Source organism: Bathymodiolus thermophilus thioautotrophic gill symbiont (genome assembly GCF_003711265.1).
Classification (GTDB): Bacteria; Pseudomonadota; Gammaproteobacteria; order PS1; family Pseudothioglobaceae; genus Thiodubiliella.
In genome coordinates this window covers 175399-195981 of the sequence record NZ_CP024634.1, presented here as the reverse complement: position 1 = coordinate 195981, position 20583 = coordinate 175399, and the positions used below count along the sequence as shown (strand labels likewise).

Here is a 20583-nt window from a genome sequence, read left to right as displayed (position 1 = left end):
CGCCAAATCCTACCTTTGAATTTAGGCTTTGTGCAATACTATAAAAAAGTTATTGTATAATGGTCTAAGGTCTTTGTGTAATTATCCAACTCACGCAAAGCTTTCAATTAAACCTCCTCTAACCTTAGAAGAAAATTTAATTTAAGTTAAACAATATAAAAAAGTAAAAAAGTAAAAACCCAGAGGAAAGAAACATGCAAGTAGAAACACCAAAGCAAGTTGCAACACTACAAACCAAAGCACAAAAAATCGCCACCCAACTCAACCAAGAAGTCATCACCACCACCCCAGGTAAACAACACATTCAAGTCCAAGCAGGTACAGTTTATCAATTAAACACCGAAGACTTTAACACTAACAAGTTAAACTTAATTGCCAAAAAAATCGGCGATGATTTAGAAGTAACGCTAGAAGACAGTGTTATTATATTTGATAATTATTTTGAAGTTTGCACAACTGATTTATCTTGCTTAGTTTCTCTTCCTGCTGAAGACGGTGGACTTTATTATATTGTTGCCGATGTTTTCTTCACTTTAGAAGACGGTACACAAATTGTGTATTTTTATGGCGAACAATCTATTATTGCTACAGAATCTAGTGCAGTAAGTGCAGATGACAATCAAAGTTCAAAGGATGTTGTTACTTCATTTGAAGATATGATTACTGCTAATATGGGAATCGTAGCTGCAGTTGCGGCTGTTGCCATTGCGGCTGTTGTTGTGGGTAGTGGTAGCGACAGCGGTAGTGGCAGTGGTGGTAGTGGTGGTGGCGATAATGAGAATAAAACACTCATTACAGGTGATGTTAATCTGGGGTTAGTTACTAGCAACAGTTTAAAGATTCAGGCTTTTGTTGATGGAACTGCCATTTCTGAAAAATTTGTCGTTGACGACAATGGTAAATTTACCATTACCTTAAACAAGTTATATAGCCAAGGTACGATTGTTACCCTTGAATTAACAGATACCACAACCACTGCAGATTATATAAGCGAAGCTTCAGGTATTGCCGAAGACTTAAACAGTGATTTAAAAGCAATTATTGTCATTCAATCTAATAATACAAAAGTCAATATCACACCATTAACCGATATTGCTGCCAAAATCATGGACAAAGAAACAAGTCTTACCGAAGAACTTGTTGCTAGTATTAATGCCCAAGTAGGAGAAGTCTTTAACATATTTGGTGATGTCACCACGGAAATGGTTAAAACCGTTATCAACAACAAGGGAGAAGTCGTTGCTGGTAATGCCTATGGCAAAGCACTGGCCATTGTTTCTTATTTTGAAAAAAATGCCAAAGAACACAACAACACCATAAGTACCAGCGATATTAATAAAGACATTGCTGATGCCATTGACATTGTCAATGCAAACACAAGTACTACAAAGGTCAACATTGCCGATAATAACATGAGAATGGAACTCAGAAAGGCAGAGGCCATGGCAGATATAAGATATGACATGGTGCCCAACGACCACTTTAACAACCTGCAGGCAATAGAGGTTATGCCAGTAATTGCAACAGTGGCTACAGATGATGTCATTAACTTTTCTGAAAAAGACAACACAAGCATCACCGGCACAGTAAAAGCTGGCAGCACTGTTGTACTGTCTATTAATGGCAGAGACAAAAATACAAGTGTCTCAGGCACAACTTGGCATTACACCTTAACAAATGCCGACATTACTGCCATAGAAGGCAAAACCGTCAGTATCATCGCAACAGCAACTGATGCTGACAAAAAAGTAACCCTATCAAACACCAAGGTCATCACAGTGGACACCACAGTCCCCACATTTGAGCTATCACTTCCCACTATAATCAATATCGCCACCAACACCCCCATTACAACCCCTGTTTATGACGCCCAAGCAATCAATCTAAAGGGTGGCAATGCAGATAATGGCATTACTTATAGCCTAAAAGAGGCAACAAGCAGTAAATTTAAGATCAACGCCGACACTGGAAAAGTAACCTACAAAACCCTACAAACATCAGCACATAACAACGATATGGCTACCATTATTGCCACCGATAACGCAGGCAATACCACAGAACAACTTATTACTGTCTCAGTACAAGATATTGGTTTGACTACTTCCATTGTGTGGGGCAATATTAGCAATAATGACAACATTATCGGCACTAGTGACCTAACAACAGTTACTTTAAGCGGCACAGTTTTTGTTACTGGTACCGTTGACTCAATCAGCATTGCCAGCATTGTCTTCAAAAAAAATGGCAATACCGTTCATGAAATCAACACCAACCTCCCCAATGTCGATAACAACAACACTTGGACTTTAACTCATGATGACACTTGGGCCTCAAAACTGATTAACGGCGATTACACCATTGTCGTTAACCTCTCTGGCAATAGCGACAGTACCACAATTGAAGGCTCAGGCACCTTAACAACAACAATTGACACAATTGCCCCAACCCAACCTACTGTTGCTTTAACGAATAGCACAAACAACACGCCCAATATCACCAAAGACGGTGCAGTTGCCATCTCAGTTCTTGAAGTAAACGGCACTCGCACTTATCACTTAAAAAAAGGCGATGTCGAAGTTACCAATGTTACCAATGAAGAAAGCTATATTGCCTATATGGCAAATGCAGATGAAGCCACTTACACACTTGCTATTACCGACATAGACAACGCAGGTAATATCAGTATTCGCAGTAACACACTAACCTTTACATTAAGCCACACTCCCCCAAGTTCGCCAATAGTCACTTTACAAAAAGACAGCGGATTAACAAGCGATCACATCACCAACAATGGCCAATTGACTGTTACCGATGTATCAGATGACGACACCATAACCTACATTGTTACCAAAGACAGCGAAGAGCCACTGGCCACCATGACAGCAGCCGAATATATAGCCTACATTACTGGGGACAATAAAGATGGCAATTACTCTGTGCTAGTGGTTGTTACAAATACAGTTGGCAATACCAGTAATGCAATCAAAACATTTACCTTAGACACCAACTCTCCAACACCCATCTTTAAGTTGACAGATACAGGTTCATCAGATAATGATGGCATTACCAATAACAACACAATAACCGTTGAAAAACTAGAACCCGGTGCCACTTGGCAATACTCTGTTGATGGCGGCACCAACTTTATTGATGGCACAGGTCATAGTTTTACGCTAGATGAAGGCACTTACGCTAAGAATGCCATTCAGATTAAACAAACCGATATCGCTGGCAATGTCTCAAGCATTGCTGAAAACACCGCAACCATTATAGTCGACACCACAGGTCCTGTATTTACCAGCACAACTACGGTTCAGGTCGAAATAAACACAGCCATTTCAGAAATAATATACACAGCCGTAGCAACAGACGACACTCCAGTCACTTACACTTTAGATGGCAATCAAAATAACAAGTTTACGATTAAGCACGATACCGGTGAATTAAAATATCAAGAAAAACAAACTCAAATAGAAAATCACAATGTTACTATTGTTGCCACCGATAGTGCAGGCAATGAGACCAGACAAGTGGTTAAAGTATTGGCAACAGATATCGGCTTATCCACCTCAGTGACTTGGAACAATATTGGCGATGACAATTATATCAACAGCAGTGAACTGGCAACAGCCACTTTAAGTGGCACAGTTAATATCATTGGCACAATAACCAACTTAAGCATTACCAGTATCGTCTTCAAACAAAAAGGTACAGACTCTACTTATACACTTGACTCCAACCTCCCAAATATCATTACAAGTGCCGATAACAGCACTTGGACATTAGCCAATAACGCCACCTGGACTTCACAACTTAATGACGGCAGTTACACAGTAACCGTTAATCTTGCTGGTAATAATAACAACAGTAACAACAATGGCAACAATAGCAACAATAGCAGTGTTACAGGTCAAGGCGTAACAACAGCAGCAGTAACAATTGATACCGTCGCTCCAGCAACACCAACATTTAACTTCACAGACACAGGTTTAAATGACGACAACATTACTAACAATGGCAAATTACCCGTTACCAATGCATCAAACGACGACACTGTCACTTACCTTGTTACCAAAAACAACGAAAGCCCCATTACCCTAACAGTAGAAGAATATGACACCTACATTACTGGAAGCAACAAAGACGGCGACTATTCAGTAGAAGTGGTTATAACAGACACGGTAGGCAACACCAGCCAAGTTACCAAAACCTTTACCTTAAACACCGCCCCTCCAGCAACCCCCATACTTGCCTTTACAGACACGGGTTCATCAAGTGACGATGGTATTACCAAAAATGGTGAATTGCCTGTTATCAATACATCAAACAACACCAGCATCACTTACCTTGTTACCAAAGACGATGCAGATCCTGTTGCCATGACAATAGAAGCGTATAACACTTACATTGCTGAAAACAATAGAGACGGTGACTATTCGGTAACCATAGTCGCAACCAGCATTGTTGGCAATACAAGCAGCATAACCAAAACATTTACCTTAGACACCACTCCCCCAGAAACACCAGTATTTACCTTTACAGACACCGGACTACTCGCCAACGATAACATTACCAAGAATGGCAAATTATCCGTTACCAATGCATCAAACGACAACACCATTACTTACCTTGTTACCAAAAACAATGAAGACCCTCTTACCATGACAGCAGAAGAGTATAACACCTACATAACTGGAGACAATAAAGACGGCAACTATTCAGTAACAATAGTCACAACAGATATTGCTGGCAATACAAGCAATGTTACTAAAACATTTACCCTAGACACCACACCCCTAGCAGCGCCAACACTTACCTTTACAGACACTGGCTTAAACAACGACGGCATTACCAACAATGGCAGATTAACAGTGACCAATGTAGCAAACGATGCAACCTTAACCTACATTGTTACCAAAAACAACGGAACACCACTTGCTACCATGACAGCAGCAGAATACACCACTTATATCACCACCAGCAACAAAGATGGCAATTATTCAGTGAAAGTAGTTGTAACAGATATTGCTGGCAATACAAGTGATGCCACTCAAGCCTTTACACTAAACACCACCCCTCCAACAGCACCAACAGTTAACACACTCATTACCAATAACACCACACCAATAATTACAGGCACAACAGGCACCAACGCCGCACTTGCCACTGGTGAAAGCCTAAGTGTGACTATCTCTGGTGCCACTTATAGTGCTATCCCAAATGACCAAGGCATTTGGCACATTGATTTAAGCACACCCGCCACCAACGGCACCTTAATACAACTCACTGATGGCAACTACAGCGTGGTTGCCACTGTAACCAACCTAGTAGGCAACAGCATCAATGACACCAGCCACAATGAGATTACCATTGACAGTAATGTACCTACAGTTAGCACCGTAGTAATTACCGCAACAAACGCCACTGGCACCGCCAAGACAAGCACACTGGGTATAGGCGATAAAATTGTTGTTACCCTAACGATGGATGAGGCCGTTGTGGTAACTGGCACACCTACTTATACGATTAACATAGGCGGTGTAGAAAAAACCGCTACTTACACCTCAAGCCCCTCTAGCACTACTTTGGTCTTCAACTACACCATTGTTTCTGGCGACAGCAACCCCACTGGCAATATTACCGCTGGCGTTGATGCATTACTCTTAGCAGGCGGCACACTTAAAAATAATATAGGTTATAACGCCTCACTAACAACACCTGCCATTACAAATGATAGTATGCAATGGGCCAAAACAACTGTGGCCAGTAGCCAATGGAGCCTAGACTCTTATAGCGACAACAAAGTAGAAGGTGCACCCGATACTGGATTAAATGTCGGCGATTCTCAGGCCGAACATAAAAATGCATGGGCAGAAAACACCAGTGACAGAGCCAAAGCAAACACGCTCATCCTAACCTACGACCAATCGGTTTATATCAAAGATATTATCGTTAGAGAAACATACAATGCAGGAACCATTAGTAAAGTAGAGGTAATGAGAGAAGGTGTCTTTGTAATAGTTTATGCCAAATCTAATGGCGCCGAAACAGGGGGCATCATGTCAGGTGTTGTCGAAGGTCAGGTTAGCAACACAAAAATCTCACTTAACAACAAACTTGACTACTCATCAAACACCATTCGCTTAACAGTTGGCGACAGCACCGATGTCTTTAATGAAATTGATGCTGTTCAATTGCTAGGAACCACAATAGGCCTTGTTGTTAACACCGTAGCACCACAAGTTGACACACTTATCACCAACAACACCTTGCCAATAATTACAGGCACAATGGGCACCAACGCCGCACTTGCCACCGGTGAAAGCCTAAGTGTAACCATCTCTGGTGCAACTTACAACGCCGTTCCAAATAGTAATGGTGTTTGGCGTGTTGATTTGAACATCAACCCAATCAGTGGCACTTTAACAGCACTCACTGATGGCGACTACAGTGTAGTTGCCACCATAACCGATGCAGCAGGCAACAAAATCACCGATACCAGCAACAATGAAATTCACATTGACACACAAGCACCCACACTAACAATCATAGGTAGTGGCGGTACTGGCGGCAGTGAAGTCACTTTTAATTTTAGTGAAGCCATTCAAGATGGGTCATTTACCATAGATGACATCATCATTGTCAATGGTATTATTACCCCAGATTCATTAACCAAAATAAGCGCAACCCAATACAGCATTATCGTTACCCCAAGCCTAGGGGGGCAACATGACAATATTGCCATCACAATTGCAGCCAACACTTTGGTAGATTTGGCTGGCAATACTAATATCACTGCTAAAAACACCACCAAACTTTTTCAACTAAGCAATCACATTGATATTGATGGCAACGGCTTTGATGTTGATTTAACAAATTGGGATGTGTCCCATGCAGGCAGTGCAATACAAGCATTTTTTAATGCCACCACCTTTAAACAAGACATCGGACATTGGAATGTTGGCAATGTAGTCAATATGCAAAGTATGTTCCTCAATGCCACATCTTTTAACCAAGACATCGGTAATTGGAATGTTGGCAATGTAGTCAATATGAATCGAATGTTTGAAAACGCCACTGCCTTTAACCAAGACATCGGCTTTTGGAATGTTAGCAGTGTAACCAGTATGTACAGAATGTTTGCCTTCAAAAGCACCTTTAACCAAGACCTTGGCAGTTGGGATGTTTCAAGTTTAACCAACGGACAAGATATGTTTAAGCACAGTGCCATAACAGTTGCCAATATGGATAACACCTTGCGTGGCTGGGCAAGGCTTGATACCGCCGCAGGAGAAACCGCCCTTCAGAACAATGTTGTATGGGGCATTGCAGACTACACCGATGCCACTGCCAGACAATATTTAATAGACACCTATAACTGGAATATTAATGCTGACACCTTTGATGACAAAAAGACGATACAAGGCAGCAATACTCAAAATGACACGCTCTCTACCACTAGCGCAAAAACCACCATACACGGCTTAGGAGGTAACGACAACCTAAATGGAGGTGCCACAAACGATATTTTGATTGGCGGTGCTGGCAATGACATCTTAACGGGTGGTGCTGGCAATGACACCTTTGATTACGGCTTTACAAATGCAGGTAACGACTGGATCAAAGACTTCACCATGGGAACAAGCGACAATGCAGATGTTATAGACCTTAAAGACTTATTGATAGGGTATAGTGCCACTTCCAATCTAAGTGATTTTGTAACCGCCTCCGCTGCTAATAGTACTGCAAATGATATTTTCACCAGACTGGTGATTGACCATGACGGCACTGGAGCAGAGGATATCTTGGTAACCATTACCTTAGAGGGTATTGAATATAACACCGATTTGTTAAACAATATGGTTGCCAATGGCAACTTAATCTTTGAAAGCATTCGACCCACTCTAACGATTACAGGCAGTAGTGGCAAATACACCTCCAACACCATCACCTTTAATTTTAGCGAAGCCATCAAAGACGGATCATTTACCATTGGTGATATTGACATTATAAATGGCACCCTCAATGCAAACTCATTTACCAAAATAAGTGCAACCCAATACAGCGTTATCGCAATCCCAAGCCTAGGAGGAGAACACGCCAATGTTGCCATCATAGTTGGTGCAAACACCTTTGCAGATATTGCAGGTAATACCAATGCCACCCTTACTAGCAACACAACCACAATTAGCAATTTAAAAAATTGGTTTAACATTAATAGTAGCAGTTCTGATGTGGATTTAACGCATTGGGATGTGTCTTATGCAAGCGATGCAAGTTATGCATTTTATAGAGCCACCACCTTTGACCAAAACATTGGCAAATGGCAAATGGGTAGCGCAACTAATATGTACAAGATGTTTGCCTATGCAAGCGCCTTTAACCAAGACATTGGCAATTGGCAAGTTGACCAAGTAGCCCATATGTCTGAGATGTTTTTAAGCGCCAGTGTCTTTAATAAAGACATTGGCAATTGGGACACTGGCAAAGTATCCAGTATGTATAGAATGTTTTTTGACGCATACGCCTTTAATCAAGACATTGGCAACTGGGACATCTCAAGTTTAACCAATGCAAATCACATGTTCACCAATACCCTAGCAATGACCAGCGCCAATATGGACAACACCTTGCGTGGTTGGGCAAGACTTGATAGCGCTACAGGAGAGACTGCCATTCAAAGAAATGTTGTATGGAGCATTGCAAACTACACCGATGCCACTGCCAGACAATATTTAATAAACACCTACAACTGGACTATCAAAGTTGGCACTTTTGATGGTAGCAAGACAATACAAGGCTCTGCCACTGCCAACACACTCACCACAACCAGCATAAAAACCACACTACATGGCTTAGGCGGTAACGATATCCTAATTGGCGGTACCACAGATGACACCTTAGTCGGTGGTGCAGGCGACGACACCTTAACTGGTGGCAATGGCAATGACACCTTTGATTACGGTTTTAAAAATGCAGGCAATGACACCATCACCGACTTTACCGTCGGAAACATCAGGACAAATGCCAACGCAGACACTATCGACCTTAGCGACTTATTGATAGGATGTAAATCCACTTCTTATCTGAGTGATTTTATAACAGCCACTGCCGCTGGTACTGGCACCAAACTAACCATTAACTACGGTGGCACAGAAGCACTTAATGCCCTCGTTACCATCACTTTATCCAATGTTGCCTACAACGCCAATTTGTTGAATAATATGGCTGCCAATGGCAACTTAATACTTGAGTCCATTGGACCTGCTCTAATAATTACAGGCAATGGCGGTAGAGATACTGCCAGTAACACCATCACATTTAACTTTAATGAAGCCATCAAAGACGGCTCATTTACCGCCTATGATGTTAGTGTTGTCAATGGCGTGATTAACGCAGGTTCAATGACCAAAGTCAGTGCCAACCAATACACCATGACAGTCACCCCAAGCCCTAGCGGACAGCATGCCAATGTTGCCATCACAGTGGCAGCGGGCACCTTTGAAGACCTTGCAGGTAATGTCAATACTGCCATTGCTAAAAATACAACTGAAATTAGCGATTTAAAAGATTGGCTTAATGTCAATAGTAACAACTTAACAGATTTGGATGTATCACATGCCAACAATGCCAGCAATGCATTCATTAACACCAGCTTTAACCAAGACATTGGCAATTGGGATGTCAGCAAGATAACCGGTATGCTTCAGATGTTTAGAGGTGCAAGCACCTTTAACCAAAACATTAGCAACTGGGATGTCAGCAAAGTGATCAGTATGCATGCGATGTTTAATGCCGCAAGCGCCTTTAACCAAAACATTAGCAACTGGGATATTTCAAATTTAGAATACGCAGAGTGGATGCTTGATGACACCGCAATCAGCATCGACAACATGGATAATATTTTACGCGGCTGGGCAAAACTTGACACCAGTGCAGGGGAAAGCGCCATTCAAAGAAATGTTATTTGGGGCATTGCACAATACACCGATGCCACCGCCAAACAATATTTAATAGACACCTACAACTGGACCATTAATATGGGCAGTTTTGACCGCTACATAGCAACACAAGGCACTGCTGCCAGCAACACACTGAACACAACCAGCACAAAAACTATACTCCACGGCTTAGGCGGTAACGACACACTAATTGGCGGCACCACAAATGACACCTTAGTCGGTGGCTCAGGCGACGACACCTTAACCGGTGCAGGTGGCAGAGACATCTTTGATTACGGCTTTGAAAACGCAGGCAACGACACCATTACCGACTTTACCGTAGGCAATATAAATACCAACACCAGCGCAGATGTTATCGACCTTAGCAATTTGTTAATCGGATATAGCACCACTTCCAATCTAAACGCCTTTGTCACCGCTGCTGCCACCACTAACACCGTTGGCACCAAGTTGACTATCGACCATGACGGCACTGGCACACTTAACAGCCCAGTAACCATTACCTTAAAAAATATTACTTACAACACCCACTTATTAAATGATTTGATTGCTAACGGCAACTTAGTACTTGATGCCGCCGGACCAACCCTACTTATTAGCGGCAGTGGTGGCAAAGATAGCGCCGCCAACACAATCACATTTAATTTTAGTAAAGCCATCAAAGATGGCTCATTTACCGTAGATGATATTGACATTATCAACGGCACAATTAATGCAGGCTCATTAACCAAAATCAATGAAACTCAATACACCATTAAAGTAACCCCAAACCTAGGCGGAAAGCATTCTAATGTTGCCATTACGGTTGCAGCAGGCGCTTTTGCGGATATTGTTGGTAATGTTAATACTGTTGTTGCTAAGAATGAGACTAGAATTAATCGTTTAGGAGAGCGGATTGATCTTAAGTCTGAACCGAATTCCTCTGGATACGATAATACTGATATAACAATGTGGGATGTGTCTCATGTAACAGATGCAAGTAATGCATTTTATAATGATAGACTTGGACAAAACATTCGCAGTTGGGATGTTAGCAATGTGGTTAATATGTCTCGTATGTTTAAGTCTTCACGCTTCACCAATAAAAACTTTAGTAGTTGGGATGTTAGCAAAGTGGTCAATATGTTCGAAATGTTCTATTCGGCACACGATACGAATCAAAACTTTGGTAGTTGGGATATTTCGAGTTTAACAAATGCAGGCCATATGTTTTTTAGAGATTGGAGCATGAATGTCACCAATATGGACAATACTTTGCGTGGCTGGGCAAAGCTTGATACTACTACAGGAGAAACTGCCATTCAGAACAATGTTGAGTGGGGCATCGCAAACTACACCGATGCCACCGCTAGACAATATTTAATAAATACCTATAACTGGACTATTAATGACGGCACTTTTGATGGTAGTAAGACGATACAGGGCACTGCCACCTCCGACACATTTGCTACAACTAGAGCAAAAACCACACTACACGGCTTAGGTGGCAACGACACACTGATTGGCGGTACCACAGATGACACCTTAGTTGGCGGTGCTGGCAACGACACCTTAATTGGTGAAGGTGGTAGAGATACCTTTGATTACGGCTTTGAAAACGCAGGCAATGACCTTATTGGTGACTTTACTGTAGGAGACATAAACACAAATGCTGATGCAGATATTGTTGACCTTAAAGACTTGTTGATAGGGTATGAATCTACTTCTAATTTGAGTGATTTTATAACAGCAACTGCTGATGGTGCTAGCACGAAATTGACTATTGACCATGATGGCGCTGGAGAGCTTAATAGTCCAGTAACCATTATTTTAGGAAATATTGCTTATAGGGCTAATTTATTGGATGATATGATTGCTAATGGTAACTTGGTGCTTGGAACTGTCAAACCGATCCTAACGATTACAGGTAGTGGTGGCAGGCATGCCGTTAATAAAATAATCACATTTAATTTTAATGAAACCATTGGATATGGAACATTTACCGTAGATGACATTGATATTGTCAATGGCACTATTGACCTAGGTTCATTTACCAGAGTAAGTGCAACTCAATACACCATTAAAGTAACCCCAAGTCTAGGTGGAATACATAGGAATGTTGCCATTACCGTTGCAGCAAATACCTTTACAGATAGCGCTGGCAATGCCAATACTGTCACTACTAAAAATGCAACCAGACTTTTCAATTTAGAAGGGCATGTTGGTGCTGATGCCGATTTAACGAATTGGGATGTGTCTCATATAAGCAGTGCACTTGGTGCATTTAGTGATTCACCTGGCTTCAACCAAAACATTGGCAAGTGGGATGTTAGCAATATGATTAATGCAGGATCGATGTTTTATGAGGCAACCACTTTTAATCAAGACATTGGCGGTTGGGATGTTGGCGAAATGACCATTGCTAAATATATGTTTAATAAAGCAGCCGCCTTTAACCAAGATATTAGCAGTTGGGATGTTAGCAAGGCGATTAATATGTATAAGATGTTTTATGGAGCAACCGCCTTTAATCAAGACATTGGCAGTTGGGATATTTCGAGTTTAATAGATGCAGAAGACATGTTTGTTACAACCTCAATGACTACTGCCAATATGGATAACACTTTGCGTGGTTGGGCAAAGCTTGATACCACCACAGGAGAGACTGCTATTCAGAGAGATGTTGTGTGGGATATTGCAAATTACACTGATGCCACTGCTAGACAATATTTAATAGACACTTACAACTGGACTATTGATGCTAGCACTTTTGATGGCAGCAAAACAATACAAGGCAGCAATACTCAAAGTGACACACTCTTTACCACTAGCGCAAAAACCACCATACACGGCTTAGGAGGTAACGACAACCTAAATGGAGGCACCACAGACGATATTTTGATTGGCGGTGCTGGCAATGACATCTTAACTGGTGGTGGAGGTAGTGATACTTTTGATTACGGCTTTACAAATGCAGGTAACGACTGGATCAAAGACTTTGTTGTAGGCGATAAATATGATTTAGATGTTATCGACCTGAGTGACTTATTGATAGGATATGGCTCTGCTTCTTATCTAAGTGATTTTGTAACAGCCTCCGCTGCTGATAGTACTGCAGATAACATTTTCACTAGACTAACGATTGACCACGATGGCACTGGAGCAGAGAATATCTTGATAACCATCACCTTAGAGGGTGTTGATTATCATCCTAATTTGGTGAGCAATATGGCGACTTATGGTAACTTAGTGCTTGAGTAGTGGTGATAAGTCTTGTTATTGTAATGTGTCTAGTGTAGATTTAAGGCAAGGCTCAATGAATATTGTGCTGTGTTCATCGTCCTCGGTAAACAATAAAAATTGGCTGGAACTCTTTTACTTGACAATTTTTTAACTCAGTTTTAGTCTTGCTTTAAAAAAAATCGCTAATTGGGTTATCCTTTAGGGAAAAAATTGAATTTTGTTAATCATCCATCTGCCTTATATTGTAAAGAACTCCCGCTTTCTTCTAAAATATTCTTATAACGAAGATTTTAAAAACCTAGTCAAGGAAACAAATGCGCATAGAATTAGCTATTTTTTAAACCTCAATGTTTAATACAAAATGAAAGTATGAAAAATGCAGTAAATTACTCTAACTAACGCTGAAAAAGTGAGGCGTACGACCGTTCTCTATTGGAAAATTGTGCTTCGGGATATGTGGGGTGTGGAATATTTCTTCATGGTAACAAGGTTAGACATTAAATAAGAAATGGACAACATCGCCATCTTGGACAATATATTCCTTGCCTTCTGAGCGTAATTTCCCTACTTCTTTAGCGCCTTTTTCACCTTTGCATTCGATGAAGTCATCAAAGGCAATAGTTTCGGCACGAATGAAACCTTTTTCAAAGTCTCCATGAATTTTGCCTGCTGCTTGTGGTGCGCTATCGCCAATGCTAATCGTCCAAGCACGCACTTCTTGCACGCCAGCGGTAAAATAAGTTTGCAATCCGAGTAACTTGTAACCTGCTTTAATAAGGCGGTCCAAACCTGATTCATCTTGTCCCATCTCAGATAAAAATTCTTGTTTTTCCTCTGCATCTAATTCAGAAATTTCTGCCTCAACATCGGCACAAATTGCCACAACTTGTGCGCCCTCTGCTTGTGCAAATTTTTGAATATTATCAAGATATGGATTATCGCTAAAGCCATCTTCGCTGACATTGGCAACATATAACACAGGTTTAATAGTGAGTAGTTGAAAGCCTTTTAACAGTTTTGTTTCTTCATCATCAAAAGACAAGGTACGGACGCTTTCCCCTGTTTCAAGCACTGGTAAAATTTTTTCCAATAGAGCTTTAAGTGGCAAGCCATCTTTTTGCCCAGATTTGGCACCTTTTATCGCTTTTTGATACAGTTTTTCAACCGCAGTCAAATCTGCCAAAACCAATTCTGTATTGATAATTTCAATATCATCAAGGGGTGAAATTTTACCAGCCACATGGATAATATCATCGTTATCAAATGCACGAACCACATGCACAATCGCATCTGTTTCTCGAATATTGGTTAAAAATTGATTGCCCAACCCTTCGCCTTTTGACGCACCTTCAACCAAGCCTGCAATATCCACAAACTCCATGGTGGTTGGCAAGATTTTTTGCGGATTCACAATTTCAGCCAATTGCTCAAGGCGCTTGTCATTCATTGGCACAATGCCCACATTAGGCTCAATAGTGCAAAATGGATAATTTGCTGATTCAATCCCTGCTTGGGTAAGTGCATTAAATAAAGTTGATTTTCCTACATTGGGCAAGCCCACAATACCACATTTAAATCCCATTTCTTTACCTCTGTTTCTTATTTTTGTGTGTGTAACACTTTCATTGCCGAGTCAACATCACCTTTTGTTAGCTGTTCAATTACATTAAGCGAGTCAACCAAAGTCGTTTGGATTGGCTCAAATTCAGACTTGTTAGGTGCATGCAAAACAAAATCTGCCACCTTGGATTTGTCACCTGGGTGTCCAATGCCAATTCTAAGTCGATAAAAATCTTTGCTACCCAAGGCCTTAATCGTATCACGAAGTCCATTGTGCCCGCCATGTCCGCCACTAAATTTGATTTTAGCAACCCCAGGATTAAGATCCAATTCATCATGCACAATCAGAATTTCATCTGCATTTATTTGATAGAATTTAGCAATACTTTGAACTGACTTACCAGAAGCGTTCATATAAGTATCTGGTTTTAACAGTCGAACATTTGCACCAGCAATATTGACTTGCGTCGCATCACCAAAAAACTTAGATTCTTTCTTAAAAATACCCGCATATAAATGTGCAAGCGCATCACAAAACCAAAAACCAACATTATGACGATGTGCTTGATAATCCTTACCAGGATTACCCAAGCCAACAATCAATTTAATCGCCATCAGATCTTTTTGTATGTGTATAAACGCTCAATCAAATTTATGCAAAAATGCTTTTTTTAAGAACCTGAAGTATCTTCAGCCTTATCATCACCACCTTCAGTTGCACCTTCTTCAGTCTCAGAATCAACAACTTGAGCCTCTTCAGACATCAACTTCGGCTCTTGAACAGAAACAACACTTTGATCGTGCGCTTCAATATCACCGTGTGTTAGTGCAATAATGGTAACGCCTTCTGGCATATTAATACCTGTTAGACTGATATGGTCACCCATACCAAGTTTACTAATATCAACTTCAATAGAATTCGGTAAATTTGCTGGCAAACAAGAAACTTCAATTGCAGTAACAAATTGGTTAAGAATTGCACCAAGACGCATTGCTTCGTTGTCCTCTTCGCCCATAAAGTGCAATGGAATGTTAGTAACAATTTCCTTGTTCATATCAATACGCAAGAAGTCTACATGAGTAACCAAATTTTTAGCCGGATGACGCTGCAAGTCTTTGATAATCACAGGCTGTGTTTTTTTATCAATCGTTAAATCTAATATTGAGGTATAAGTTTCCTCATTTTCCAAAAGATGCGTTATCTCATGGATATTTAGTGTGATTGTATCGGGTTCTTTGCCTGCACCATAAATGATAGCAGGAATTTGTTCATTATGACGCAGGCGGCGGCTCGCACCTTTCCCCTGGTCTTTACGCGTTGTGGCGTTAATTGTAATATTCATGTTTTTCTTCCTTTTCTGAAAAATAAAAAAACATCCATTTTTTTTGGATGTTGCTTGAATGCGTTTTGCGACCAAACGCATTAAGGGATGAATTTTACCCGAAAACCACCAAGAATGAAAGTTTATCCAAAACCCTTATATAAAGACCTTTGTATAAACATAGAAGGTAGGGGTTCACAGGAGTTTTATTTAGATTTTAGCCAAAATATAAATGTGAAGAAAGCACTAATACTGCCAGCAATCCACCAAGATTGAGAAATAAAAATACTGGATACGACAGTCAAAGTACCCGCAAAGATAGCCGCAGTTTGTTTTTTATGGTTGATTTTTAGTTGCTTAGTAATAAGTGCGGTTTGTTGCGCACTAAGGCGGTTGAAATCCTGCACTTTGTCCAATTTTTTCAGTGCATTGATGGTTAATGTTGGCAACTCTGGTATGTCTTTAAGTAATTGTGGTACTTGTTTCTTAAATTTTTCAACTGTATTTTTTAAGCTGTGCTTTTCACGCATTAAGTTTTCTAAAAAGGGTTTGGCGGTTGCCCATAAGTCAAGTTTTGGGTAGAGTTGCCTGCCCAATCCTTCAATATTTAATAGCGTTTTATCCAACAACAAAAGTTGCGGTTGAACGGTAATATCAAAGTTTTTTGCCTCAGCCATTAGATCCATTAACACTTGTCCAAACGAAATTTCATCCAAAGATTTCTCAAACATCGGCGCACAAATTCTACCAATTGCACGCTCAAAGGCCTGCACATCGGTGCTAGCACTCGCCCACCCCGAATCGATATAAGCACTTGCCACGCCGTGATAATCTTGATTAAAAAATGCAAGAAAAATATCCGCCAAAAAATCTTTGTCTGACTCGTCTAAGACACCCATAATGCCAAAATCAATGCCCGCATAACGGCCATTTTTATCAACAAAAATATTGCCTGGATGCATATCAGCATGAAAGAAATTGTGTACAAATACTTGGGTAAAAAAGATAATCACCCCCTCTTCTGCCAAGCGTTTCATATCAACCTTATCAGCCTTTAACTGAGCAATATTACCCACTGGCGTGCCATAAATTCGTTCAATTGTTAGCACATCGGCTGTGCATAAATCCCAATACACTTTGGGCACATACAGCAAATCTGAGTCTGCAAAATTATCGCGTAGGCGTTGTGCATTATTCGCCTCGCGTGCCATGTCTAATTCCAACAAGATAATATCTTCAAACTCTTTTACAATCTCAGTTGGTCGGATTTTTTCACTGATTTTAAACTGATTAAAAAATTGAGCAAAAACAAACATTAAGGCAATGTCACGCTGAATTATTTCCCCTACTTTTGGGCGGATTATTTTCACCACCACATCGTCGCCATTATGTGTTGTTGCAGTATGGACTTGTGCAATTGACGCGCTGGCTAATGGCTCAATCGAAAATTCCTTGAACAACACTTCTGTGCTATCACCCAATGACGCTTCAATCATTTTTTGCGCTTGTTTGCCGTCAAAGGCAGGGCAAGCATCTTGCAATTTGACCAGTTCATCGCTAATATCCTTAGGTAACAAATCAGGGCGTGTGGAGAGCGTTTGCCCAAATTTAATAAAAATCGGCCCAAGTTCTTCAAGCGCCAAACGAATGCGCTCCCCTCTGGTGCGTTTTTTTCTGGGAATATAATGCCACGGCGTGATATAAAGTAAGAACTTAAAACGACTTAAAAGCGATGTGGACAATAATAATGCATCAATACGATAATAAATTAAAACCCGTAAAATTTTAAAAAATCGAGCCAAATTACGCATTATTTCACCACCTTGGGATTGATTAAAATAGCGGCAATCTTGTCTTTGAATGCCGATATTGGGCGATCACTAGATTTCAAATGTTTGATCACTTTCCCCGCCTGATGAGCAATAATATCACCCGTCCACTGAGACAACACCTCTTCAAAATCAAGTTGTTGCAATATGTCTACTAACAACTGTGCTGTTTTTACATCGCCATGGATAATAATTTTGTCCTGCCTGAGCATATCGTGCAATTCTGTTTTTTTCAACAAATCAGAAAAAGCGCTCACCGTTAGCGTGATTTCCACATCAACAACATCACTGCTGGTAACAACAAAAAAACGATTATTGGTGCAGATAAAATAAACATCTAACGGAAAATCTTGCAATGACAAGCGAATAGTTTTGCCCTCTAATGGGCTAATATCAACTTGGTGTGTTGATAATAAATGATTCAGTGCATTTTCTAAAATTAAGGTTTTCATCGGTCGCCTTATGGGATCTTAATACCCTTATGCAAGGCAACAATTCCGCCTGATAAATTGTGGTATTCACATAAACCAAAGCCTGCATCTAATACCATTTGTTTAAGGGTTTCTTGGTCAGGGTGTTTGCGAATAGACTCGGCTAGGTATTGATAAGATTCTTCATCATTAGCGATAAATTTCCCAAGTTTCGGCATCACATTAAACGAATAAAAATCGTAAAACTTTTCTAATGGCACAATATTGGTTTTAGAAAATTCCAGAATGAGCATACACCCCCCCGGCTTTAAAACACGATACATTTCCCGAATACACTGGTCTTTATCAGTTACATTACGCAAACCAAAAGCAATTGATACGCAATCAAAACTGTTGTCTGCAAACGGAATTTGCTCGCCACTTAACTGCACAAACTCAACCCCCGTAACCCCTTTGTTGATTAAGTTTTTGCGTCCTTCATTTAACATAGCGGCGTTAATATCTGACAATACCACTTGCCCTGTATCGCCAACTTTCGCCGCAAATGCTCGTGCTAAATCTCCTGTGCCACCAGCAATGTCTAAAACTTTATCCCCTGTTTTAACATTTGCCATTGCAATGGTATAGTGCTTCCACAGTCGATGTGCACCAAACGACAGCACATCGTTCATCAAATCATATTTATTGGCAACTGAGTCAAATACACTGCGCACCATACCTTGTTTGTCTTGTGTGGCAACATCTTTAAAGCCAAAATGTGTGGTATTGTCCATTATTTTCTCGGGTAGCTTCTAAAATCCGAACCCGTATAAATTTGCGTGGGTCGGAAAATGCGGTTATGTGCCACTTGTTCATGCCAATGCGCAACCCAACCACTTGAGCGGGCCATTGCAAAAATCGGCGTAAAGTGTTTTTTTGGAATTTTAAAAATTTCAGCATACAAAATCCCTGAATAAAAATCCACATTTGGATAAACCCCTTTGGCGCTTAACAATTCCTCACAAACTCGCTCCACTTCTAAGGCAACCTCAAAACGCCGAGACAATGCAATATTAGATTTGTTAATATAAGTCTCAATCATACCTTGCAAAATCTTTGCCCGTGGGTCTTTCACACTGTATTCCCGATGCCCCATACCCCAAATCACTTGCTTATTCTGCAAACGATTTTCAATGTAACCACGCACATTTTTAACTTCGCCAATGTCATCCAACATATTTAACACATCTTCATTCGCCCCGCCATGCAACGAACCCGCCAGCGTGCCAACTGCCGCCGATACCGAAGCAAACGGATTGGCAAGCGTGGAAGCCGTTACCATTGCCGAAAAAGTACTGGCATTAATAGTATGCTCCGCATGCAAAATCAAACAAGCATCAAACAATTTGACAATTTCTTCATCCGGATCTTCACCAAATGACATATATAAAAAATTCTGCGCATACGACATTTCCTTACTCGGTGGAATAGGGTCATAGCCCGATGAAATACGCGCCCACATCGCCACCAGTGTACTCATATTGGCAATAATTTTGGTCAAAGCACTCTGCGTATAAGCCGAATTGGGATCAGCCGCACCCGCATCTGGATAAAAAGTTGCCATTGACGCAATCGCCGTTTGCAACACATCCATCGGATGCCCATTCGCAGGTAACGCCCACATCATATGACGAATATCCCGTTTAACCTCATAACGCTCATGTAATACTCGCTGAAAATCCTCTAACTCATTAGCACTCGGCAATTCCCCATCTCTAAGCAACATTGCCACTTCTTCAAACGAACCATATTTTACCAATTCCTCAATCGAGTAGCCACGATACGCCAAAATACCATTTTCCCCATCAATCGAAGAAATGGACGACTCTGTTGCTGGAACACCAGCTAAACCTGGAATATATTCGATCATAATTAATTGTAACTAAAAAACTAAAAATTTTACCCTGAATACAGCTTCGTTGAACGAATTTCATTTTTGCAACAAGTGCTCAAATACCCTCTTATCCTGCAAAATATTTCCCCGCCTCTATGTGCTCTAAAACACCTAAATGAGACCTTTGCATAAATATGAATGGTTAGCACAATTCAATTTTTGCCCAATTGCTGATTTCTTTAAACCTTGTCTAGCAAAACTAAGGCTGAGTTTACCCGCCTAAAGAGCTGTTGAGTGTCGCCGGGAAAATTGCTAATTAGTCAGCCCTTAAAAACCCTAAGCCAAAATCCAAAAAAAATCCAAACCCCGCCACCCTTAATCAAC

The 20583-nt window shown here is 40.7% G+C and carries 8 protein-coding genes; 1 reads left to right on the top strand and 7 read right to left on the bottom strand.

The genetic code is table 11. The features are described 5' to 3' along the window. Positions 1-194: 194 nt before the first annotated feature. On the top strand, positions 195-13202 hold the full coding sequence (locus MS2017_RS00675) for a BspA family leucine-rich repeat surface protein (RefSeq protein WP_122950930.1): 13008 nt from the start codon (positions 195-197) through the stop codon (positions 13200-13202). 472 nt (positions 13203-13674) lie between these two features. Here MS2017_RS00675 and ychF read toward each other — a convergent pair whose 3' ends face one another. The 7 genes from ychF to MS2017_RS00640 form a co-directional block, all read right to left on the bottom strand. Next, the gene (gene ychF / locus MS2017_RS00670) at positions 13675-14766 is read right to left on the bottom strand and encodes a redox-regulated ATPase YchF (protein ID WP_071564562.1); all 1092 of its coding nucleotides are present in this window, start codon (positions 14764-14766) and stop codon (positions 13675-13677) included. Positions 14767-14783: 17 nt separating this feature from the next. Beyond that, the gene (gene pth / locus MS2017_RS00665) at positions 14784-15359 is read right to left on the bottom strand and encodes an aminoacyl-tRNA hydrolase (RefSeq protein ID WP_180334747.1); all 576 of its coding nucleotides are present in this window, start codon (positions 15357-15359) and stop codon (positions 14784-14786) included. Between the two features lie 56 nt (positions 15360-15415). Then, entirely contained in the window at positions 15416-16087 is a 672-nt protein-coding gene (locus MS2017_RS00660) for a 50S ribosomal protein L25/general stress protein Ctc (RefSeq protein ID WP_122950929.1), read from the bottom strand. 185 nt (positions 16088-16272) lie between these two features. After that, a complete protein-coding gene (gene ubiB, locus MS2017_RS00655) occupies positions 16273-17877 on the bottom strand; it encodes a 2-polyprenylphenol 6-hydroxylase (protein ID WP_071564559.1) in 1605 nt (534 codons plus the stop codon). Next, positions 17877-18347, bottom strand: coding sequence for an SCP2 sterol-binding domain-containing protein (locus MS2017_RS00650; protein ID WP_071564558.1), 471 nt, complete (start codon positions 18345-18347; stop codon positions 17877-17879). The genes ubiB and MS2017_RS00650 overlap by 1 nt, the downstream gene beginning before the upstream one ends. Before the next feature lie 8 nt (positions 18348-18355). Continuing rightward, complete coding sequence (gene ubiE, locus MS2017_RS00645; RefSeq protein WP_122950928.1) at positions 18356-19099, bottom strand: bifunctional demethylmenaquinone methyltransferase/2-methoxy-6-polyprenyl-1,4-benzoquinol methylase UbiE; 744 nt, start codon at positions 19097-19099, stop codon at positions 18356-18358. Further along, positions 19099-20235 (bottom strand): citrate synthase, encoded by a 1137-nt coding sequence (locus MS2017_RS00640; protein ID WP_071564556.1) that lies wholly within the window; start codon positions 20233-20235, stop codon positions 19099-19101. Before MS2017_RS00640 ends, ubiE begins: the two co-directional genes overlap by 1 nt. Positions 20236-20583 lie beyond the last annotated feature (348 nt).